This window comes from Thermus tengchongensis, from assembly GCF_021462405.1.
Taxonomy (GTDB): domain Bacteria; phylum Deinococcota; class Deinococci; order Deinococcales; family Thermaceae; genus Thermus; species Thermus tengchongensis.
The window spans coordinates 424-21,514 of the sequence record NZ_JAKEDU010000017.1 but is presented as its reverse complement, the minus strand read 5'-3'; the positions used below and the strand labels follow the sequence as shown (position 1 = coordinate 21,514).

Annotated in this window: 20 protein-coding genes and 1 pseudogene; 12 read left to right on the top strand and 9 right to left on the bottom strand. The window is 63.5% G+C overall.

The genetic code is table 11. From position 1 onward, the window contains the following. Positions 1-240: pseudogene (locus tag L1087_RS12415) on the top strand (IS1634 family transposase); the annotation flags it as partial. A gap of 59 nt (positions 241-299) precedes the next feature. On the opposite strand, the gene L1087_RS12410 reads toward L1087_RS12415, so the two are convergent. From L1087_RS12410 to L1087_RS12370, 9 genes are all read right to left on the bottom strand, one after another. Beyond that, positions 300-1,730, bottom strand: coding sequence for an NAD-dependent succinate-semialdehyde dehydrogenase (locus L1087_RS12410; protein ID WP_234559208.1), 1,431 nt, complete (start codon positions 1,728-1,730; stop codon positions 300-302). 54 nt (positions 1,731-1,784) lie between these two features. Then, the gene (locus L1087_RS12405; RefSeq protein WP_234559207.1) at positions 1,785-2,909 is read right to left on the bottom strand and encodes a zinc-dependent alcohol dehydrogenase family protein; all 1,125 of its coding nucleotides are present in this window, start codon (positions 2,907-2,909) and stop codon (positions 1,785-1,787) included. Beyond that, entirely contained in the window at positions 2,881-3,567 is a 687-nt protein-coding gene (locus tag L1087_RS12400) for an ABC transporter ATP-binding protein (RefSeq protein ID WP_201769469.1), read from the bottom strand. Before L1087_RS12400 ends, L1087_RS12405 begins: the two co-directional genes overlap by 29 nt. Further along, positions 3,564-4,316: an ABC transporter ATP-binding protein gene (locus L1087_RS12395; RefSeq protein ID WP_234559206.1), complete on the bottom strand. Its 753-nt coding sequence runs from the start codon at positions 4,314-4,316 to the stop codon at positions 3,564-3,566. The genes L1087_RS12400 and L1087_RS12395 overlap by 4 nt, the downstream gene beginning before the upstream one ends. Then, the gene (locus tag L1087_RS12390) at positions 4,291-5,238 is read right to left on the bottom strand and encodes a branched-chain amino acid ABC transporter permease (RefSeq protein ID WP_038044053.1); all 948 of its coding nucleotides are present in this window, start codon (positions 5,236-5,238) and stop codon (positions 4,291-4,293) included. Before L1087_RS12390 ends, L1087_RS12395 begins: the two co-directional genes overlap by 26 nt. Further along, on the bottom strand, positions 5,235-6,134 hold the full coding sequence (locus tag L1087_RS12385) for a branched-chain amino acid ABC transporter permease (RefSeq protein WP_038044052.1): 900 nt from the start codon (positions 6,132-6,134) through the stop codon (positions 5,235-5,237). Before L1087_RS12385 ends, L1087_RS12390 begins: the two co-directional genes overlap by 4 nt. After that, positions 6,131-7,327: an ABC transporter substrate-binding protein gene (locus L1087_RS12380; RefSeq protein ID WP_234559210.1), complete on the bottom strand. Its 1,197-nt coding sequence runs from the start codon at positions 7,325-7,327 to the stop codon at positions 6,131-6,133. The genes L1087_RS12385 and L1087_RS12380 overlap by 4 nt, the downstream gene beginning before the upstream one ends. Positions 7,328-7,415: 88 nt before the next feature. Continuing rightward, the gene (locus tag L1087_RS12375) at positions 7,416-8,948 is read right to left on the bottom strand and encodes a class I adenylate-forming enzyme family protein (RefSeq protein WP_234559205.1); all 1,533 of its coding nucleotides are present in this window, start codon (positions 8,946-8,948) and stop codon (positions 7,416-7,418) included. A gap of 99 nt (positions 8,949-9,047) precedes the next feature. Continuing rightward, positions 9,048-10,448 (bottom strand): phenylacetate--CoA ligase family protein, encoded by a 1,401-nt coding sequence (locus L1087_RS12370; RefSeq protein WP_234559204.1) that lies wholly within the window; start codon positions 10,446-10,448, stop codon positions 9,048-9,050. A 101-nt stretch (positions 10,449-10,549) separates the two neighbouring features. Between L1087_RS12370 and L1087_RS12365 the strand changes: the two genes are divergently transcribed. The 11 genes from L1087_RS12365 to L1087_RS12315 all read left to right on the top strand — a co-directional run bounded on the left by L1087_RS12365 (position 10,550) and on the right by L1087_RS12315 (position 21,037). Next, positions 10,550-11,086 carry a MerR family transcriptional regulator gene (locus L1087_RS12365; protein ID WP_135260921.1) on the top strand — a complete coding sequence of 179 codons (537 nt, stop codon included), beginning with the start codon at positions 10,550-10,552 and terminating at the stop codon, positions 11,084-11,086. Next, a complete protein-coding gene (locus L1087_RS12360) occupies positions 10,980-12,140 on the top strand; it encodes an acyl-CoA dehydrogenase family protein (RefSeq protein ID WP_135260920.1) in 1,161 nt (386 codons plus the stop codon). The genes L1087_RS12365 and L1087_RS12360 overlap by 107 nt, the downstream gene beginning before the upstream one ends. Continuing rightward, a complete protein-coding gene (locus tag L1087_RS12355) occupies positions 12,137-13,120 on the top strand; it encodes a phosphotransferase family protein (RefSeq protein ID WP_038044046.1) in 984 nt (327 codons plus the stop codon). The genes L1087_RS12360 and L1087_RS12355 overlap by 4 nt, the downstream gene beginning before the upstream one ends. Beyond that, a complete protein-coding gene (locus L1087_RS12350) occupies positions 13,113-13,463 on the top strand; it encodes a DUF6285 domain-containing protein (protein WP_038045281.1) in 351 nt (116 codons plus the stop codon). The genes L1087_RS12355 and L1087_RS12350 overlap by 8 nt, the downstream gene beginning before the upstream one ends. After that, positions 13,460-14,098, top strand: coding sequence for a histidine phosphatase family protein (locus L1087_RS12345; RefSeq protein ID WP_234559203.1), 639 nt, complete (start codon positions 13,460-13,462; stop codon positions 14,096-14,098). The genes L1087_RS12350 and L1087_RS12345 overlap by 4 nt, the downstream gene beginning before the upstream one ends. 249 nt (positions 14,099-14,347) lie before the next feature. Continuing rightward, entirely contained in the window at positions 14,348-15,424 is a 1,077-nt protein-coding gene (locus L1087_RS12340; RefSeq protein WP_234559202.1) for an ABC transporter substrate-binding protein, read from the top strand. A gap of 11 nt (positions 15,425-15,435) precedes the next feature. Continuing rightward, complete coding sequence (locus L1087_RS12335) at positions 15,436-17,130, top strand: ABC transporter permease (RefSeq protein ID WP_234559201.1); 1,695 nt, start codon at positions 15,436-15,438, stop codon at positions 17,128-17,130. Between the two features lie 81 nt (positions 17,131-17,211). After that, positions 17,212-18,258 (top strand): ABC transporter ATP-binding protein, encoded by a 1,047-nt coding sequence (locus tag L1087_RS12330; protein ID WP_234559198.1) that lies wholly within the window; start codon positions 17,212-17,214, stop codon positions 18,256-18,258. Between the two features lie 15 nt (positions 18,259-18,273). Further along, a complete protein-coding gene (locus tag L1087_RS13340) occupies positions 18,274-19,605 on the top strand; it encodes a sensor histidine kinase (RefSeq protein ID WP_234559196.1) in 1,332 nt (443 codons plus the stop codon). Next, on the top strand, positions 19,602-20,267 hold the full coding sequence (locus L1087_RS12320; protein ID WP_234559195.1) for a response regulator: 666 nt from the start codon (positions 19,602-19,604) through the stop codon (positions 20,265-20,267). The genes L1087_RS13340 and L1087_RS12320 overlap by 4 nt, the downstream gene beginning before the upstream one ends. A gap of 41 nt (positions 20,268-20,308) precedes the next feature. Then, the gene (locus L1087_RS12315) at positions 20,309-21,037 is read left to right on the top strand and encodes a helix-turn-helix domain-containing protein (protein ID WP_234559194.1); all 729 of its coding nucleotides are present in this window, start codon (positions 20,309-20,311) and stop codon (positions 21,035-21,037) included. Positions 21,038-21,091: the final 54 nt, after the last annotated feature.

Below are 21,091 nucleotides of genomic sequence, written 5' to 3'. Positions count from 1 at the left end.
GGGGGAGTGGGAGCTGCGGCGGAGGCTTGAGGAGGAGGGGGTGCCGGACCAGAAGGGGAAGCCCACGGCGAGGCCCACCTTGCGGTGGGTGTTCCCGCTCTTCTGCGAGATACGGGCTACGCCCGTGACCTGGTTGCGTCTGGTGGTCCTGGAAGGGCGGCTGGCGGTGCTAAACTCAAGCCCCATCACGAGCGGGTGGTGCGCCTCTTGGGGGTGGAGCGATATTACCTCCTGGAGTGAGAGGAGTGCGGAATGTGGAATATAAGGCGATTGACTAGGCCAGCCCCACCGGCAGGGGCTCAAAGCCCTAAGGAGATGTACTTCACCTCTAGATATTCCTCCAGACCCCAACGGCCCCCCTCCCGGCCCAGCCCCGAGCGCTTCACCCCCCCGAAGGGTGCCTGGGGGGTGGAGGGCACCCCGTCGTTCACCCCCACGATTCCGTACTCCAGGGCCTCGGCCACGCGGAAGGCCCGGGAAAGGTTTTGGGTGAAGACGTAGGCCGCCAGGCCCGAAGGCAGGGCGTTGGCCCGGGCGAGGGCCTCCTCCTCGTCCTGGAAGGTGGCGATGGGGGCCACGGGGCCGAAGGTTTCCTCCTGGAAGATCCGGCTTTCCGGCTTCACCCCAAGGAGGACCGTGGGGGCGAAAAAGAGTCCCTTGGCCTCGCCTCCCACCACCAGGCTGGCCCCCCGGTCCAGGGCGTCCCGCACGTGCCCCTCCACCTTCTCCAGGGCCGCCCGGTTCACCAGGGGGCCAATGTCCGTTTCCTCTAGGAGAGGGTCCCCTACCCGAAGGGCCCGCACCGCCCGGGCGTAGGCCTCGGCAAAGGCCTCCGCCACGGGTTCCTCCACCAGGATCACATTGGCGGCCACGCAGGACTGGCCAATGTTGCGGAACTTGGCCCTGAGGGTTTCCGCCACCGCCCGCTCCAGGTCTGCGTCCTGGAAGACCAAGACCGGGGCCCCGCCCCCGAGCTCCAGGGAGACCCGCTTCAGGGTCTTGGCCGCCTCCCCGTAGAGCTTGAGCCCCACGGGGGTGCTCCCGGTGAAGGTCAGCTTGCGCACCCGCTCGTCCTCCAGGAAGGGCCGGGAAAGGACCTCGGGGTCGGAGGTGGGCAGGACCTGGAAGACCCCTGGGGGGCCTCCCGCCTCCAGGAAGAGCCGGGCCAGGTAAAGGGCGGTGAGGGGGCTTTCCTCCGCGGGCTTGAGGACAAAGCTGTTGCCCGCGGCCAGGGCGGGGGCCACCTTGCGGGTCACCATGGCCGCGGGGAAGTTCCAGGGGGTGATCCCGTAGACCGGGCCCACGGGTTCGTAGCGCACCAGGATGCGCTTGTGGGGGAACTGGGAGGGGAGGGTTTCGCCGTAGATCCGCTTGGCCTCCTCCGCGTACCATTCCACAAACCCCGCCGCATAGCGCACCTCCCCGCGGGCCTCCTTCAGGGGCTTGCCCATCTCCAGGGCCATGAGCCGGGCCAGAGGCTCCTCGTGGGCCAGGATGAGGTCGTGCCAGCGCCGAAGCACCGCCGCCCGCTCGTAAGCGGTGGCCCGAGACCAGGACCGCTGCGCAACCACCGCCGCCTCGAGGGCCTCCACCGCCTCCTCCGGGCCGCAGTCCGCCACCTCGGCCACCACCTTCCCCGTGGCCGGGGCGACCACGGGGAAGCGGCGGGGAAGGACGCGCCATTGGCCTTCGATCAGGGCTTCCTTGGGAAACTCCAGGCTCTCGAGCATGCCACCCTCCTGCCTCAGGTTATCGCTGGCCGCGGGATCCCGGAGGGAGCCCCCTTACGGCACCACCACTTGGCGCACCACCTCTCCTTGGGCCAGGCGCTCAAAGCCCTCGTTGATCTCTTCAAGCCTCAGGGTGCGGGAGAGGAGCCGGTCCACCGGCAACCTCCCTGCCCGGTAAAGGGCCAAAAACCGGGGCAGGTCACGCCGGGGGTTGGAGGAGCCCATGTAGCTCCCCTTCAGGGTCCTCTCCTCCGCGGTCAGGCTCACCGCTTGCAGGCTCAGGGCCCGCTCGGGATGAGGCAGACCTACGGTCACCGTCACCCCGCCCCGCCGCGTGGCCCGGTAGGCCAGGAGCATGGCCTCCACCGAGCCAGCGGTCTCAAAAGCGTAGTCCACCCCGCCCTCCGTGAGCTCCCGCACCGCCTCCGCTGCGTCCCCCTCCCGAGCGTCCAGGACGTGGGTCGCCCCTAGGGAGCGGGCCAGCTCCAGCTTGTGGGGCAGGAGGTCCACGGCCACGATGGGGTAGGCCCCGGCCAGGACCGCCCCCATCACCGCCGCCAGGCCCACGCCCCCCAGGCCAAAGATGGCCACGCTGGCCCCTTCCTCTACTCGGGCGGTGTTCACCACTGCCCCCACCCCGGTAACCACGGCACAGCCGAAGAGAGCAGCGATCTCCAGGGGAATGTCCCGGGGAATAGGGACCAAGGATTCCTGGGCGGCCACGGTGTACCGGCTAAAGCCCGCCACCCCAAGATGGTGGTGGAGAGGTTTGCCTTCCAAGGAGAAGCGGCGGGCGCCGGTGAGGAGCCTCCCCTCCCGGTTGGCCTGGACTCCCCGCTCGCAGAGGTGGGGTCTTCCCTGGGCACAAAAGCGGCAGGTGCCGCACATGGGCACGAAGGAAAAGACCACATGGTCCCCCTCCGCCAAGCCCCGTACCCCTGGACCCAAGGCCCGTACCACCCCGGCGGCCTCGTGGCCCAGGACCAGGGGAAGGGGCCAGGGGCGGGTGCCGTCGATGGCTGAGAGGTCGGAGTGGCAGAGCCCTGCCGCCTTCACCTCCACCAGGACCTCCCCCGGCCCTGGCTCCTCTAGGTCCACCTCTAGGACCTGGAGGGGCTTGGACTCCACGTAAGGCCTCGGCTTGCCCATCTCAAAAAGGACTGCGGCTTCGGTCTTCATTCACCTCCTCCACAAATCCCCGTTCTATGTGGTAAGACCTGTCGGCAAGTCCCTTAACGAGTTTGGGGTTAGACTCGGTTACCAAAAAGGCCACTTCCCGTTTTTCCTGACGCACTCGAACCAGGGTTTCTGCGTAGCGCTGGGCTAGGGCTGGAGCCAAACCCTGGAAAGGTTCATCCAACAGCACTACTCGCGTACCCACCATAAGGGCTCGGCCTAAGGCTACCATCTTGCCTTCCCCCCCGGAAAGAGCAGCGGCCAAGCGACCCTTCAGGCGCTGAAGCTCTGGGAGAAGCGCATACACCTCCTCCAGCCGCCTCCGTGCCTCCCCTGAGGAAAGCCGCAGAGCCCAGGCAGGCAGGAGTAGGTTGTCCTCCACAGTGAGATGCCCGATAAGCCTGCGGTCCTCTGGAGCATAGCCTAGACCCAAGGCAGCGCGGCTATGGGTAGGAATGTTTTCCAAATGTGCGCCATCCAAAAGGATCTGCCCCGCCTTCAGGGCCACAAGCCCCATAATCGCCCTTAAGGTGGTCGTCTTCCCTGCTCCATTCCTCCCCCAGAGGGCTACTGCTTCCCCAGGCCCTATATGAAGGTTCACGCCCCGGAGAATCTCAAACCCCTGGAGGGTCACCCGAACCTCTCGTAGCTGGAGGATCATTCCTCTACCCCCACCACACTGGCCAGAACTTTGGGGTTGGCTAAGACCTCTTGGGGTTTGCCTTCCGCTAGAATACGGCCTTCAGCCCAAACCGCTACTCGGTCCGCATAGCGCCGTACCACCTCCATGTCGTGCTCCACGAAAACCGTGGTCACTCCTTGGGTCTTCAAAGCCCGGACTAGGGTATCCATCACCCGGAACTTCTCCTCGCTGGAAACTCCGCTGGTGGGTTCATCTAGAAGAAGGAGTTTTGGCTCCAAGGCTAAAGCCATGGCCACATCCAGAAGCTTTCGCACCCCTTCAGGAGCCTCGGCAACCGGAACTGAGATCAGATTTTCCAATCCCAAAAGAGCGAGTAGGTCTCGGGCCCGTTGGCGACGGGAGTCATCCCGAAGATAGCTCCATTTCCAGAATCCTTTCCGAGCAGCTAAGGCCAGAAGGAGGTTCTCCTCCACAGTGTGCTCCGTGAAGAGCTGGGGAATCTGGAAGGCCCGAGCCACCCCCATCCGAGCGATAGCCCTCGGAGGGAGCCCGGTGATCTCTTTCCCTTCCAGGAGGACCCGTCCCCGTTCGGGCCTGAGGTAACCAGTGCATAGGTTGAGGAAAGTGGTCTTGCCCGCTCCGTTCGGGCCGATGATGGCCAGAAGCTCTCCGGGATAAACCTGGAGACTAATCCCCGCGGCAGCTACTACGCCGCCAAAGCGAATGTGGAGGTCCAGGGCCTCAAGGAGCGGTGGCGCGCCTTCCACGTAACCTCCTTTCCCCCAGAAGGGTCCAAAGCCCTCCAGGTAGGAAGAAGATGACAAGAAGCATGGTTGCCCCCAGGAGAAGTTGCCAGGTGAAGGCGAGGTACTTAAAGGCAAAGGTACGGATGAGCTCGTAGGCTAAAGCACCCAAGAAAGGCCCTGGCACACCGCCTATACCCCCCAGGATGGCGATGTAAACGAACTCCCCCGAGGTTACCCAAAAGGCCAGCTCCGGTACAACGTGGCCCACGGCGACCCCGGCCAGGCCGCCCCCGAGGCTAGCGAGCCCGGCGGAGATCACGTAAACCAGGAGAATCACCCGCCTTACAGGTATTCCCAAGTATTCCAAGCGGACCTCGTTGGTCCGAAGAGCAGCCAGGGCCTCACCCACCGGCGTCCGAAGAAACCGCGTCAGGCCCCATCCTAGGAGGAGGGTAAGAAGGAGCGCCAGGTAAAAGAGAGCTTCGCCAAACAGGGTGCGATCCAGAGTGAGACCAAGCAGGGTGGGGGTAGGCACCCGGATTCCGTCCGTGCCCCCAGTAACGTGGTAGAACTTGGCTAAGAGGGCGTAGAAGACCATGGAAAAGGCTAGGTTCAGCATGGCGAAGAAAATGCCCCGATAGCGGCTAAGAAAGAGCCCTGCCAGCAGGCCTAGGGCTAAGCCGGTCAGTACTGCAAGCAGGAGAAGCCAGACGGTATCCAGGGGAAGCCACCTAAGGGTAAAGGCCACAGCATAGGCTCCTGCCCCGAAGTACAGGCCGTGCCCGAAGGAAACTAACCCCCCCCGGAGCAGAAGGGCAATGCCCAGGGCGGCGAGTCCCTTGGCCAGGGCCAGGGTAAAGACAAATCCCAGCCAGGGAAAGAAGAGAGGGAGCAATGCGAGGACGGTAGCGATCAGAAGCAGAAGAAGGGACCCCTGCCTCATATCCGCCGCACCTCCACGGTGCCCAGAAGCCCCACCGGCCGGACAAGAAGGACGAGGACCATGACCAGATAAGGCACCACCACATCTAGCTCAGGAACGAGGTAAACGGCCAAAGAGCGCCCCAGGCCGATGAGCAATGCCCCTATAGCTGCACCCTCAATCTGACCTAGTCCCCCCACAGCTACCACAGCGAAGGACAAGACGATGACCTCTGCCCCCAAACCCGGGGCAATGGTGACCGTGGGGGAAGCCAGGGCACCCCCCAGGGCCGCCAGGCCTACGCCGAGGCTAAAAGCTAGAAGGTACACCCGCCCTGCGTTGACCCCCAGGGCCTGGGCCATCTCCCGGTCAGCCACCACCGCCACCAGAATCTTGCCCAGGGGCGTGCCCCGCAGGAGGAACCTGAGCCCCAGGAGAACTCCCAGGGCCACCAAGACTAGAACAAGCTGGTAGCGGGCATAGGGCACCCCTCCAAGTTCCGCAGAGCCCAAAAGTTGAAAGGGGGCGTCCAGAAAGTAAGGCTGCACACCGAAAACTAGCTTCTGTACATCCTCCAGAATCAGGAAGAGGGAAAAGGTGATGAGGAGTTGGAGGACCTCGGGCCGAGCATAGGCCCAACGCAGGACAAAGCGCTCTACTAAAGGCCCGAGAACCCCCCCAACCAAGACGGCGGCCAGTAGGAGAGCAGGATAGCTTAGCCAGGGGTTACCCAGTGTTTGGGTAACGAAAAGTCCTAAGACCACCCCCACATAGGCGCCCAAGGCGTAGAAGCTCCCATGGGCAATGTTAAGGATTCGCAAAACCCCATAGACCATGGTTAGGCCCACGGCTACCAGGAAAAGGAGGCTACCGTAGACCAAGCCATCTAGTAGTGCTAAAAACAGCAGGCCACTCATCGCGGATCAGGCACCTGGCGCAAAAGCTCTGGCCTAAGAGTCCGCACCCAGTCTACGGACCTAACTCCTACCGGGGGATTTACCATGGAAGCAGGGAATAAGATCATTCGCTCCAAGATGGCGAAAGGATACTGGGGAGTTTGGACAGTCTGGCCAAAAAGGGCATCCTCTATGGCTTGGTGATCCTCACGAATTCGGATTTTGCCTGTGAACGTTTTAATTTCCAGGCCCACTAAAGCCTGGACAAATTCTTCCTTAGTGGGCCAACGCCCCCCCGTGGCCCTCAAGGCCCGTTCGTACCCAGCCCGCATGGCGAGAAGAGCCTGGGCCATGTGGTAGGAGGGATAAACGGGGTACCGGTTAAAGCGGCGACGGTACTCTTCTACAAAAGCTCGATGCTCAGGGTCATCCCTAGAGGTAGGATGTAGGAACCAGTGATCTCCTCGGGCACCCACGATAACCCCGTTCGGTAAGGTGCGCCCAAGCTCTTGGAGCATATGTTCGCCGGCCACCAGAACCACTCGACTACGACCGAAAAGCCCTCGGCCCAACCCTTGGCGGACGAAACTGATCAAATCACCCCCCCAGAAGCTGCTATGGATAATGTCTGGGCGTAAGGAGAGTAAACGAGAAATTTCCGTAGAATACTCCCCTGCGTAGAGCCTGGGCCAAAACTCGCCCACCACCCGCACGTCAGGCTTGAGGGCCTGCATTGCGCCCTTGAAGAGTTCCCAGGCATCCCGACCCCAAGCGTAGTCTTGGTTGATGCCGGCAATAGTACGCACATTCGGGTTGGTTTTGAGGATGTAGAGTGCGGCGGCCACGTTGTCTAAAGCCGCGTGGGCTGCGGTGCGGAAAACGTAGGTGTATCTTCGTTCCTCGAATACCTGGGGTGTACCGCAATCAAAAAGGATAGTGGGCATGCGAAGCTCTTCAGCTACTGGAGCTACAGCTAAGCAGTCTGCGCTGGAGATATAACCGATCACCAGGTCCACACGCTCATCCAAAGCTAGCCTACGAAATTCCGCCACTTGTCTTTCCGCGCCGCCTGCTTCATCAATTACGATAGGACGGATCCTAACTCCAGCAATTCCCCCTTGGCGGTTCCACTGATCTATAAGGAGGTCCGCTGCGTTTCTAGCAGGTATTCCAAATACAGAAGCAGGACCAGAGAGAAAGGTTACGATACCCACCCTAATCTCTGCGGGTCTTTGAGACCAAGCCACCACCCCGAAGAACACAAGCACCAACGCCCATAGCCCTTTCACCACACTCACCTCCTTATTTTGCCTCCACCCGTAGGAGGCTCTTTAAGACTTTCCCTCCAGCGTTTCTAGGTAAAGCTTCCCTAAACTCAACCACTTCAGGGACTTTAAAGGAGGCTAAACGCTCGGCTGCAAAGCGAAGGAGTTCATCAGGCGTTAGCACATAGCCTGGACGAGGAACCACCACGGCTTTGATCCGTTCTCCATAGACTTGGTCCGGAATACCTACCACGGCTACCTCGAGCACGCCCGGATGCTGGTAAAGAACGTTCTCTACTTCTTGGCTATAAATTTTCTCCCCTGCCCGGTTTATCATCTCCTTTAGGCGGTCCACCACAAAAAGGAAACCCTCCGGATCCAGATAGCCCAGGTCCCCCGAACGCCAGTATCCCTCCTCAGTAAAGGACCTCCGGTTTTCCTCGAGCCTTTGGTAATACCCAGGGGTTACCATGGGTCCTTTAATCAAGATCTCGCCTACACCATCAGGCCCAGGATCAGCTATACGGATCTCCCCCGCAGGCACAGGCCTGCCCACGGATAAGGGCTTCCTACCCGTAAAAGAAACCGGCATTAGGGTAGCTGGACTTGCTGTCTCCGTGGCCCCATAGGCATTACGCAAATCTAGCTTAGGAAAAGTCTCCTGTAGTTCCCGCAAAATCGCCAAGGGCATAGGAGCTCCCCCATAAGCAGCAAGACGCCAAGAAGATAAGGAACGATTTGCGAGTCCCTTGGTCAAGAGAAACGCATAGATGGTAGGAACAGCAAAGGTAAAACTGATCTCTTCTCTTTCCATCGCCTCCAAAAAGATGTCTGTTTGATAACGAGACAAAAGAACGCTCGTACCCCCCAAAAGAAACATATGCCACAACTGACCAATCAGCCCTGTTACATGGAAGAGGGGAACAGCAATTAAAGTTTTCTCCTCAGATCTGGTACCGAAAACTTCACGGTAGTGCAGAAGGCTGTGAATAATGTTGAAATGCGTTAGAATAACTCCTTTTGGCCGCCCAGTGGTTCCAGAGGTGTAGATCAAGAAAGCCGCCTCATCCTCGGAGAAAGTTCCCCAAGATCTGAATTTCTCTTTAGAGACTTTAGGAACTTCTGTCGCATCAACTTTGGGATAGCCGCCTAAGACAGGCAAAAGATGAGATGCCTCCTCTGCGACCACCACCAACTTTGGTGTACTATCTTGTAAGATAAAAGCAATTTCGTCTTGAGAAAGTCTGAGATTAAGAGGCAATATTACCGCACCTACACGAAGCCCAGCCAGGGCCCAAAGGGGAAACCAAATTGTGTTACCTAATGCCAAAGCAATTCTATCACCAGGTCGCACCCCTCGCTGGTGAAGCCAAGAAGCCATGCTTTTTGAAAGCTCTAGTGTCTCAGCATAAGTCAATCGGGGACCTCCTAGTTCAACCAAAGCTTCTTTGTCAGAAAAGCGACTTGCGGTATCATCAAAAATTTGCTCCAAACGCGTTGGCCTTCCCGGATAAACCAACACTTCGCGGCCGTAGTGGATTTCTCGCTTCAGGCTATGAGCAACACCCACTTGGCCCCTCCCCAAGAAGTGCCAAACTATGCTTTGGCTAGAGCGTATAATAGAGCGCATAGTCAAAGTCTGTCAAGCCCCCTTTCCTGACCCCTTCCCCTAAGTTCGGACATCCACCTCCTCCAAGGACTGACGGGGAGCGGGGAACAACCTCCGCAACCTGGTCTTTAGAGCTCGGCGCAGAATCTCTCCCCACCGCCCTAGGAAAAGCGCCCGGCCATGCCGCACCACCCGCTTGGCCTTGAAGGCGGTCCGTTCCAGGGCGCCGGGCCGTTCCAAACGGACCTTGGGCGTTACGCCCAAGACCTCCTTAAGCCGCCTTTGCAGGGCGTCCTCCAAGCCCGGTACCTCGCCGGGCTGCGCCAGTTCCGCTACCACCACCACTTCGCGGGCGACTCCGTTTTCCTCTGCCACCTCGATGCGGTACTCGCTGCTAAGCTCGGGGAAGCCCCGGACCACCTCCTCCACCTGGGAAGGGTAAAACTTCGCGCCCCGGTAGACCACGAGGTCGTCGGCCCGGCCCAGGATCCCCCCCAGGGCCCGGAGGTGGGTGCGGCCACAGGTGCAGCGCTCCCTGGTTAGGCGGGCCAGATCCCCGGTGTAGTAACGCACCAGGGGGGTGGCCTCCCGGGTGAGGTGGGTGAGCACCAAAACCCCCACCTCGCCCTCGGGAACCGGTTCCCGGGTCTCCGGGTCCACCACCTCCACCAGGTAGTGGTCCTCGGCGAAGTGGAGCCCCTCTTGTGCCTCGCACTCCCCAGCGAAGGTGGGCCCCATCTCTGCAAGCCCGTAGAAGTCGTAGGCCTTAAGGCCCAGGGTTTCCTGCAACCGGGCGCGGGTGGCGGGGTTCTCCGTTCCCGCCTCCCCGCCAAAGGCCCCTATATGCAAGGGGCTTTCCACCCCCTTTTCCCGAAGCACCTCGCCCAGGTAAAGCCCAAAGGAAGGGGTGGCGGTGAGGGCCTTGGGGCGGAAGCGTGCCATGAGTTCCAGGTGGCGCTCCGCGTACCCCGCCCCCACCGGGAGGACGAAGAGGCCCAGTTCCTTGGCGGCATAGTGCACGGCAAGCCCGGCCACCCACAGGCCGTAGCTGAAGCCGTTGAGCAGGGTGTCGCCGGGCCGGAGACCGTACCCGTAGAGGATACGGGCCGTCACCCGGGTGATGTTCTCCACATCCCTTTGCGTCCAGACCGTGCCCACGGGGTAGCCCGTGGTGCCGCTGCTGGGGTGGTACTCCCTCCAGGCGGACGCCTCCGCCGCGGTGTAGCGGCCGAGGGGAGGGAAAGCCTGTTGCTCCGCCCTCAGCTCCGCCTTGGTGATGACCGGGAAGCGGGCGAGGTCCTCGAGGTGGCGGACCTCCAGGTCAAGCCCTGCCCACTTTTCCCGGTAAAAGGAGCTCTCCCGGTAAAGCCTTGCCAGCTGCTGGCGCAGGCGCTCAAGCTGGAGGGCCTCTAGCTCCTTTCGGGATAGGGTTTCCACGTGGGGCTCCCAGTAGGGCTGCATCTTTTCCTCCCAGCTTTGGCACAACTATACCCGCCTGTACAGGGGGTGTCAAGTATGGACAAGAATGTACGATGTGCGCATGGGTATGTTATCCTGAGGGCGTGACCCAGGCACCTCTGCCTTCCCTCTACACCCTGAGCGACCTGGCCAGGGAAACCGGGGTGTCCCGGCGCATCCTGCAGCACTACGCCCAGCTGGGCCTGTTGGAGCCCGGGGCCCTGACCCACGGGGGACGGAAGCTCTACACCAGCTTCGCCCTTTACCTCATCCAGGACATCCAGGATCTCAACCAGCTGGGTTTCACCCTGGAGGAGATCCGCAAGATCATGCTCCTCAAGAAGGCGATCTTTCACCCCGACGGCACGTACCGGGAAGGCTGGCGGCGGGAGGAGATTCCCCTTTCCGAAGAGGAGCTCCTAGCCATGTGGGCCAAAACGGGGGAGGTGCTGGCCAGCATAGAGCGCCAGGAACGCATGATCCGCCGCTTTCACCGCTTCCTGACCAAGCACTTTGCCCCGAAGGAGGTGCGGGATGGACTTCGGCCTGGACAGGGAGACGGAGGCACTGCGGGAACGGGTGAGGGCCTTCCTGGAGGAGGCGGTCATTCCCCGGGAAGAGGAGGCGGCGCGGAACCTTGACCGGCTGGAAACCATCGCTCAGGAACTCCAGGCCGAGGCCAAGCGCCGGGGCCTCTTCCTCCCCCACATGCCCCGGGACCTGGGGGGGCTTGGCCTTTCCTGGCGGCAGCTGGCGGTGGTCTTGGAGGAGGCGGGGCGAAGCCTCCTGGGCCCCCGGGCCCTAAACGCCTCGGCCCCCGATGAGGGCAACATGCACCTCCTCCACAAGGTGGCGAACCCCGAGCAAAAGCAACGCTACCTCTACCCCTTGGCGGAGGGGGCTGTGCGCAGCGGCTTCGCCATGACCGAGCCCATGGGGGCAGGGGCGGATCCCACCCTCTTGAAGACCACGGCCAGGCGCCGGGGGCGGGCCTTCGTCCTCGAGGGCCGCAAGTGGTTCACCACGGGGGCCGAGGGGGCGGCCTTTTTCATCGTCTTGGCCAGGGCGGAGGAGGGACCCACCATGTTCCTGGTGGACCGGGAGAACCCCGGCCTTAAACTGGTGCGCACCATTCCCACCATGGACCGCTGGACCGTGGGGGGCCACGGGGAGCTGGTCCTGGAGGGGTGCGAGGTGGGAGAGGACGCCGTCTTGGGCGAGGTGGGAAAGGGCTTCGAGTACGCCGAGCTCAGGTTGGACCCCGCCCGCCTCACCCACTGCATGCGCTGGCTGGGAGTAGGGGTGCGGGCCACGGAGCTGGCCCAGCAGTACGCCCTCGTGCGGGACTCCTTTGGCAAGAAGCTGGCGGAACACCAGGCGGTGCAGTTCATGATCGCGGACAGCCACATGGAGCTCCACGCCGCCCGGCTCATGGTCTGGCACGCCGCCTGGAAGCTGGACCGGGGGGAACGGATCCGGCATGAGGCCTCCATGGCCAAGGTGTTCGTGGCCGAGGCGGTGGGGAGGGCCGTGGACCGGGCGGTGCAGATCACCGGGGGACTGGGGATCAGCGAGGACATCCCCCTCTCCATCTTCTACCGGGAGGTGCGCCCTTTCCGCATCTACGACGGACCCAGCGAGGTCCACCGGGCCTCCATAGGCAAGAGGGCCCTGTTCAAGTCCTTGCGGCCATGAAGGAGGCACTGGAGAAGGCCCTTGCCGAGCTCTATGGCCCTGGAGAGATCCAGGGCTTGCGCCGGGTACCGGGAGGGGCCTCGAAGGAGGCCTGGGTCCTGGACTACCGCTCGGGGGATGGCGTACACCCCCTCTTCCTGCGCCGGGCTGGGGGAGGGGTCATCTACGAAGGCACGCTTTCCCTGGAGGCGGAGTTCCGGCTCTTGTCCCTGGTCCACGCTGAGGGCGTCAAGGTGCCCCGCCCTCTCCTTTACCTCCCCGACCTCGAGGGCCGGGAGGCCTTCCTCATGGAGAGGCTGGAGGGCGAGACCATTGGCGCCCGGGTGGTGCGCCGTCCCGAGTTCGCCGCCGCCCGGGCCCGTCTACCCCAGTCCATGGCGGCGGAGCTGGCCAGGATCCACCGCATCCCCCTGGACAAGGTGGCCTTCCTTCCCGAGCCTGGGCCGGGCGAGCCCTGGCAGGCGGCGGTGTCCCTGGCCTACAGGGATCTGGACGGGCTGGGGGAACCCCACCCCGCCCTGGAGTGGGCCTTGCGGTGGCTAAGGGAACATCCCCCCCGTTCCCGGCCCCCGGTGCTGGTCCACGGGGATTTCCGCATCGGCAACCTCATGGTGGACCAGGAAGGGCTGGTGGCCGTTCTGGACTGGGAGTTCGCCCATATCGGAGACCCAAGGGAGGACCTGGCCTGGCCCCTGGTGCGGGCCTGGCGCTTCGGGGAAGATGGCAAACGGCTCGGCGGGATCGGGGAGGTCGAGTCCTTTCTGGAAGCCTACAACGCCTTGACTGGAGGGGACGTAAGCCTGGAAGAGCTCTTCTGGTGGGAGGTGCTGGGCAACGTGCGCTGGGGGCTTGGGGCCTTAAAGCAGGCCCGCAGGCACCTAAGCGGCGTGGAGCGGAGCGTGGAGCTGGCTATACTGGGGCGGTTGGCGGCGGAAATGGAGTACGAGGTGCTTGCCTTGCTGGAGGAGAGCGGTGGATAGGCCTACCCTGGACGAGATCCTTGAAGCCGTAGGGGAGTTCTTGGAGCGGGAGGTCCTGCCAGGGATCCAGGATCCCCGGCTTCGCTTTCAAACCCTAGTGGCCCTCAACGCCCTGGCCATCGCCCGTAGGGAGGTGGCCTTGGGGCCGGCCCTCAGGGAGGAGGACCACAGGGAGCTGAGGGATCTTCTGGGTATGGCGGGTGACCGCGAGGATCTCCTCAGGGCCCTGGCTCAGAGGATCAGGGACGGGGAGGCTCCCTCAGGTACCCAAGCCTTCCTGAAGGCCCATGTGAGGCGGAAGCTCCTGCTGGCGAGTCCCCGGTACCTGGAGCGCTACCCATGAGGCGGCGCTTGCTGCTGCTCCGCCATGGGGAAGTGGATTACTTTCCCCAGGGCCAGCCGATTCCCCCCGAGGGGGTGGGGCTCACCCTAAGGGGAAGGGCGCAGGCGGAGGCCGTGGCCCAATTGCTTAAGGGGGTGCCCCTGGATCTTGCCGTCCATAGCGGCTTGCCGCGCACGAGGGAAACAGCGGAGATCGTCCTTAAGGGCCGCTCCATACCCGTGGAGGCTTGGCCCGAGTTCAAGGAGATCCGCCCAGGTCGTCTAAGGGACCTTCCCGACCCGGAGAGGGCCTTCAAGGAGGCCTTCCACCCGCGCGATCTCTCCGAGCGCTTTCTCGGCGGGGAAACCTACGAAGCCTTTTTTGACCGGGTCATCCCTGCTTACGAGCGGCTCTTGAGCCGTTCCTGGGACACCCTGCTCCTGGTGGTACACGGTGGGGTCATCCGGGCCCTGGTTTCCTACGCCCTCACCGGGGAGAGGCGGCTACTGGGCCTTGAGGTGCATCCCTGCGGCCTTTCGGTGTTGGACATCGGGGAGAAGACCCTGCTTAGGGCCCACAACATCGTGGCCTACGATCTCATACCGGAAAGCCGTCTGTCCACCATGGAGTTGCTTTGGCAGACATACCGGCCCTAGCCGGCGGCCCTCTTGACACCAGAAGGGGCCGTTTTCCCGCCATTGGCTAGAAGGGATCGGCTCACCCCGCCAGCCCCTCTGGGCCAGGGTAGCCGGAGGCTACCCTGGATCCGCTCGCAGGGGAGGAAGCGGCCGGGGTTGCTCCGCCTCGCTTGTGCTGCCGGGCACACTTGGGAACGCAATGAACGGAACCTTGCCCCCGCAAGGCCCAGGCCCTATATTGGCCCTTGGAGCCAAAGGGGGGATAACATGAGAAAGACTGCGGTATGGGTTTGGGCCATTGTAGCAGGGGTAGCCTTGGCACAACAAAGCCTGCCCGCCTCGGACCCGGCGGTGGTGGATGCGGCCCGGAAGGAGGGCCGCCTAATCATCTACTCCTCCACAGACCAGGCCAGCGCACAGGCGCTTCTAGACGACTTCCGCCGCCTCTACCCCTTCATCCAAGTGGAGTACAACGACCTTGGAACGCAGCAAATCTACGACCGATTCGTGAGCGAAACGGCGGCCGGAGCGCGTAGCGCCGACCTCCTCTGGTCCAGCGCCATGGAGCTCCAGGTGAAGTTGGCCAGCGAGGGGTACGCCCTGGCCTACGACTCCCCTGAGGCCAAGAACTGGCCCGCCAACGCTCGGCTCGGGAACCTAGCCTACGGGGTTACCCTCGAGCCCGCAGTGGTGGTCTACAACAAGCGCTTCCTCAAACCGGAGGAGGTGCCCACCACCCGGGAGGGTCTGGCCCGGTTCCTGCAGGACCCCAAAATGCGCGGCCGGGTGGCCACCTGGGATCCGGAGCGAAGCGCCGTGGGCTTCACCTTCTTGAAGGCGGACTATGACCGCTTCCCTGCCTTCCAGGAGCTCGCGAGGGCCTTCGGCCGGGCCCAAGCTGCCCTTTACTCTTCCACGGGGGCCGCCTTTGAAAAGGTGATCTCCGGGGAGCACTACCTGGCCTATGGCTTCTTCGGCTCTTACGCCCTTCTGCGGCAACGTACCGTGAAGGACCTGGGCATCGCCTACCTCAGGGACGGCACCATCGCCATCCAGCGGGTGGTCTTCATCAGCAAGCGGGCCGCCCACCCCAACGCCGCGAAGCTCTTTCTGGACTACCTCCTCTCCCTCCGGGGGCAGAACCTAATGGCCTACACCGCCCTCATCCATGCCCGGAGGGAAACCGTTGTGGGCGAGGCCACGCCGCAAGCCCTCTACCGCGCCGTGGGGAGCAAGGACAAGGTTTTCCCCCTCCCTGTATCCCAGGAAATCCTCAAGAACTTGGAGCCCGCCGAGCGCCTGCGCTTCCTCACCTTCTGGCGCCAGGCCATCCGCGGCCAGTAGGGAGGTAGAGGGTGAGGCCTCGAGGCCGTCCCTTTCCAAGAGTTCAGGCCACGGCGCTTCTCACGGCGGCCGTAGCCCTGGCGGTCCTCTCCCCCATCGGCATCCTCCTCTACCAGAGCCTGCTCACCGCCCCCTTCTTCGCGCCCACCAAGCGCCTGGCCCTCGAGGCCTACCGGTACATCTTCCAGGACCCCTACTTTTTCGAGGCCCTCAAGAACTCCTTCCTGATCGGCCTAGGCATGGTGGGCGTGGCCGTACCCTTAGGAAGCCTCTTTGCCTTCTTGGTGGTCAAGACCGACCTGCCCTTTGCCCGGCTCTTTGAACTCCTTCTGCTGGCCCCCATCTTCATCTCGGCCATCATCCTGGGTATCGGCTTCATCGTGGCCTTCGGTCCCGCTGGCTTCGTTTCCAGCCTCGTGGAAGGGCTCTTTGGCCAGGTGCCCTGGTCCATCTACACCCTCCCCGCCATCGCCATCATCGCCGGCCTCACCCACGTGCCCTACGTGTACCTTTACGTGGCCAGCACCATCCAGAACGTGGACGCCTCCTTGGAGGAAGCAGCGCGCGTAGCCGGGGCCCGACCGTTCCAGGTGGCGGTCAGCGTTACCCTACCCTTAGTGCGGCCCGCCCTGATTTACAGCGCCATCCTCATGTTGCTCCTGGGCTTTGAGCTCTTCGGCCTCCCCTTGGTGCTGGGGGACGCTAAGGGCATCATGGTGGTCACCACCTACCTGTACCGCATTACCGCCATCACCGGCTCCTCCGCGTACCACCTGATGGCGGCCGTGAGCATGGCCATCGTGATCATCGCCCTAAGTTTGGTTGTCCTGCAACGCTACCTCCTGGGCAGAATGGAGGGCCGTTACGTGGCCATCGGCACGCGGGGATACCGGACGGAGCGGCTTTCCTTGGGAAGGCTTCGGTGGGTGTGGGCAACCCTTCTAGCCCTCTACCTCCTGGTGGCGGTAGTCTTGCCTGTCCTTGGAGTGGTCTTCCGCAGCTTGGTCGTGAGCTGGGGACCGGGAGTGGAGCTGCGAGAGGTCCTCACCCTGGCCCACTACGGAGAAATTTTCAAATTGCCCAACCTCAGCCGGGCGGTGACCAACACGCTGTTGGTGAGCGCGTTCGGCGGCGTCCTGGCCCTCGGCCTCTACCTCCTCGTCGCCCTCGGGATCCAGCGGGGCCAGGGCTGGGGGCGCATCCTTGACTACCTCTCGGGAATCCCGCGGGCGGTACCGGGACTGGTGATGGGCCTAGCCTTTCTCTGGCTCTTCCTTTTCGTCAAACCCCTATCCCCCATCCGCGGAACCCTCCTTAGCCTCATCCTGGCCTATACGGTGGTGTGGATGCCCTATGGGGTCCGCCTCCTGACCGCAGCCCTCCTCCAGGTGGGCCGAGAGATGGAGGAGGCGGGGCGGGTGGCCGGGGCCACCCCGGTGCGGGCTTTTCTAACAGGCACACTACCCCTGTTGCGAGGAGGGATCCTGGCCGCGTGGTTCCTGCTCTTCATCCAGTTCGTTCGCGAGTACTCCACGGGCGTCTACCTGCTCACCGCGGGCACCGAGGTGCTCGGGGCCCAGATCGTGGCCCTGTGGGGCACCGGGGCCGTGGAGATCATCGCCGCCTTGGCCACGGTGCAGGTGGTCATAGTGAGCGCGGTGTTCGTCCTGGCAAACCGCCTGGGAGTTCGACCTCAGGGGCTTTAGCGAGGGGGGACGTCGATGCGAAGCCAAAACACCCAGTTCGAACCCTTAGGCCCGGTCGATACCGCCACCCAACCTCTGGTGGTGGAAGCCCTGGAAGTTTCTCTGGGAGAGAACAGGATCCTCAAGGGGGTCAGCCTCAACGTGGCCCCTGGGGAGGTGGTCGCCCTGCTGGGCCCCTCAGGGTCAGGCAAGACCACCTTGTTGCGTGCCGTAGCGGGTCTGGTGCGTCCCACCGCCGGAAGGATCACCCTGGGTCCTCAGACCTTCTTCGACGGGCAACGGGGTCTATTCCTCCCCCCTGAGCGCCGCAACCTGGGCTTGGTCTTCCAGTCCTATGCCCTCTGGCCGCACCGCACGGTGTTCGAGAATGTGGCCTACGGACTCCGGCTGCGGCGGCTCCCAGAAGAGCGGGTGCGGGAGCGGGTGCTTTCCCTTTTGGATAGGCTAGGGCTCGCCGGCCTGGAGGGCCGCTATCCGGGGGAGCTTTCGGGGGGGCAGCAACAACGGGTATCCCTAGCCCGGGCCCTGGCCTATGAGCCCGCCCTCTTGCTCTTGGACGAACCCCTTTCCAACCTGGACGCCAAGCTGCGAGACCAGGCCCGGGTGTGGTTGCGGGAAACCCTCAAAGCCACGGGGAAGGCGGCCCTCTTTGTCACCCACGACCAAGGGGAGGCCATGGCCATCGCCGACCGCATCGCCCTTCTCCACGAAGGCCGCCTGGAGCAAGTGGGCAGCCCGGAAGAGCTCTACCGCCACCCCAAAAGCCTCTTCGTGGCGGACTTCTTGGGCAACCCCAACGTGCTGGAGGCCGTGGTCCTTGGCCTCGAGGAAGGGTTTGCCCGCCTGGAGCTGGCCGGGTTCCCGGTGCGCGCCCGGGCCATGGGCCCCTTAACCCCCGGGCGGTTGGCGAAACTAGTGCTCCGGCCCGAATCCCTGCGACCAGCCGAGCATGGAGAGGTCAACGGCATAGAGGGGGAGCTTGCCCATAGCCTTTACCTCGGCGCAGCCTACGAGCAATGGCTTCGCGTGGGGGAGGCTCTGGTGCGCTTCTCTACCCCTAAGCCCCTCAGCGGGCCGCGGGTCCGGGTGGTGTTTGAACCGGAGGAGGCCCTGGCGTTCCCCGAATGAGGCCATAATGCCCCTGTGATCCGGGCGTTGCTTCCCCCCATGGTGGGGCTAGCTGTCCTCCTTTGGGGCTACGCGGTCGTAGAGGCCAACCGCCACTTGGGGCAGGTGCTTTTGCAGGAGGCGCAAGCCCTCGCAGATCACCTCCGGGAGCCAGGAGGCGGGGACCTTCCGGGGGTACGGCGGACCCGGAGGCCCGAGAGCTTCCTTCCCCTTATGGGAGAAGGTGCCCAGACCCTTGGCCTCCAGGGAGGAAGGCTGCGGGCCGTGGCGTCCGTACCCTTAGGCGGGGAAGCGTTGGAGGTGGAGCGCACAGCCCCCCTTTTCCTCCCCTCCTGGTGGCCCGCTCTCGCGATGGTTCTAGGGACGAGTCTATGGGCCCTCCAGAGGCTAAGGGGTGAGGTCCGGCGAGGCCTGGGTCTAGACCTGGACGGCGCTCGGCGGACGCTGGACATCCTGGGGGCGGCCCTGGAGGCCCTGGACGAGGGCGTCTTGGTCCTCGAGGGCGAAGCCGTGGTGCGCTTCAACGCGCGGGCCTTGCAACTCTTGAACCTCCCGGAGGGCGCCCTTCCGCCGTTGCCTCTGGCTCGGGTCTGGCCAGGGCTGAAGGAGATTGCCCGCAAGGGCCGGGGCGAGATGGACCTCTCCTTACCCAACCGGAAACCGGCCCGCGTCCGTATCCTGGAAGCGGGACGCTATCAGGTGGTCGTGGTGCAGGACCTGGGGCGGCTGCTACGCCTGGCGGAATCCCTCACCCAAAGCCGTCGCCACCTGGACCTGCTTCGGGCGCAGGCCCACGAGTTTCGCAACCTCCTTCACGTCATCGGTGGGCTGCTGGAGTTGGGGAAGTCCGAGGAAGCCCTCCGGCTCGTTCGGGGAGAGGTGGCCGCGGAAAACCATCTGGAGAACCTCCTTTCCAGGCTGGAACTTCCCATGGTGGCGGCCTTGGTTCTGGGCAAGCTGCGCCGAGCCCACGAGCTGGGCGTGCGGTTGGAAGTGGAAGGCTCCTTACCCGCTAGCTACGCGCCGCTTTCTGAGGTCCTCACCCTCGTGTTGGGGCAACTTTTGGAAAACGCCCTAGAGGCCGTCCAGGGCTTGCCGGAAGCCCACGTGCTCCTGGCCTTCCGTGAAATGAACGGGCTTTGGGTAGAGGTCCGGGACAACGGGCCTGGGGTACCGCAATTCCTGGAGAACTCCCTCTTCTCGCTTGGGGTGAGCGCCAAGGGGAGCCACCGCGGGTACGGCCTGGCCTTGGCTCGATCCCAAGTGGAGGCCTATGGCGGGCGGCTGGGCTACTATAAGGAGGGCGGATTTACGGTTTTCTATGCCCATATCCCGAGGGCGTCATGAACCGGGCCCTAATTGTAGAAGATGACCCCCGGGTGGCCTCCCTTCACAGGGCCTTCCTAGAAGCGGAGGGGTTCGCGGTGGTGGCCGTAGTCCAGGGCGCGTGGGAGGCTCTTGAGTTCCTAGAGGCTCTACAGGAACCCTTGGACTTGGTGATCCTGGACCTCTATCTCCCGGACGGCCACGGCCTTGACCTATTGCCGGCACTCGAGGGGATCTACACCGTGATCATAACTGCCGCCAAGGACGTCCCCACCGTGGAGCGAGCACTCCTTGGCGGGGCCATGGACTACCTCATCAAACCCTTCACCCGGTCAAGGTTCCAGGAGGCCTTGGCCCGCTACCGCGCCTTCCGCTCCTTGACCCAGAAAGAGGAGGTTTCACAGGAGGATCTGGACCGCCTCTTGGCACGGCGCCGCACAGGCAAAGGCGTGGACCCCATTACCTTGGAGAGAATCGTCAGCGTCCTGGCCTCGGCCGAAGGAGCGCTCACCGCCGAAGAAGTGGCTCGAAGCCTGGGCCTTTCCCGGGTGAGCGCTTGGCGCTACCTGCAGCGGCTGGTACAGGAAGGGAGAGCGGAGGCCCTCCCGGTGTACGGCCAACCGGGCAGGCCAGCCCGGGCCTATCTTTGGAAGAGAAGCAAGCAAAACGGCTCCTCGGATTAAAATCCAAAGCTTCATACCCTTTTTTGTAGTATCCTTCTTCCATGCCCCAGGTAGCCCGGCACCTGACCCTGAGGGAACTGGAGCGGAGGTACAAAAAGGCCAAGGACCCGGTGGAAAAGACCCGCTTCCAAGCCGTCTACCACGCGGCCAAGGGCCTCTCCGCCAAGGAGATCGCCCGCATCACCCTCCAGACTCCCCGTTGGGTACACGCCACCGTGCGCCGGTACAACCTCCTGGGCCCCGAAGCCTTGCAGGATGGGCGGCACTCCAACCCCGGAGCCCGGCCCAAGCTCACCCCGGAGGAGACCCTGAGGGTGCTGCAGGCCCTAGAGGGTCCCCCTCCCGACGGCGGCCTGTGGACGGGGCCNAAGGAGATCGCCCGCATCACCCTCCAGACTCCCCGTTGGGTACACGCCACCGTGCGCCGGTACAACCTCCTGGGCCCCGAAGCCTTGCAGGATGGGCGGCACTCCAACCCCGGAGCCCGGCCCAAGCTCACCCCGGAGGAGACCCTGAGGGTGCTGCAGGCCCTAGAGGGTCCCCCTCCCGACGGCGGCCTGTGGACGGGGCCCAAGCTGCAGCGGTGGGTGGCGGAACATTTGGGGAAGCGGTTGTCCTTGAACCCCATCTACCGCCTGTTGCACGAGGCGGGGTTTGCCCTGAGGGTGCCGCGCCCGGTGCACCGGAAGGCGGAGAGGGAGGCACAGGAGGCGTTCAAAAAAAACTCCGCCAAGAGGTGGCGGCGGCCCGGGCAGCGGGGCGAAGGGTGAGGGTATTTGCCTACGATGAGCACCGGATGGGGCTGAAGCCGGTGTACCGGCGGG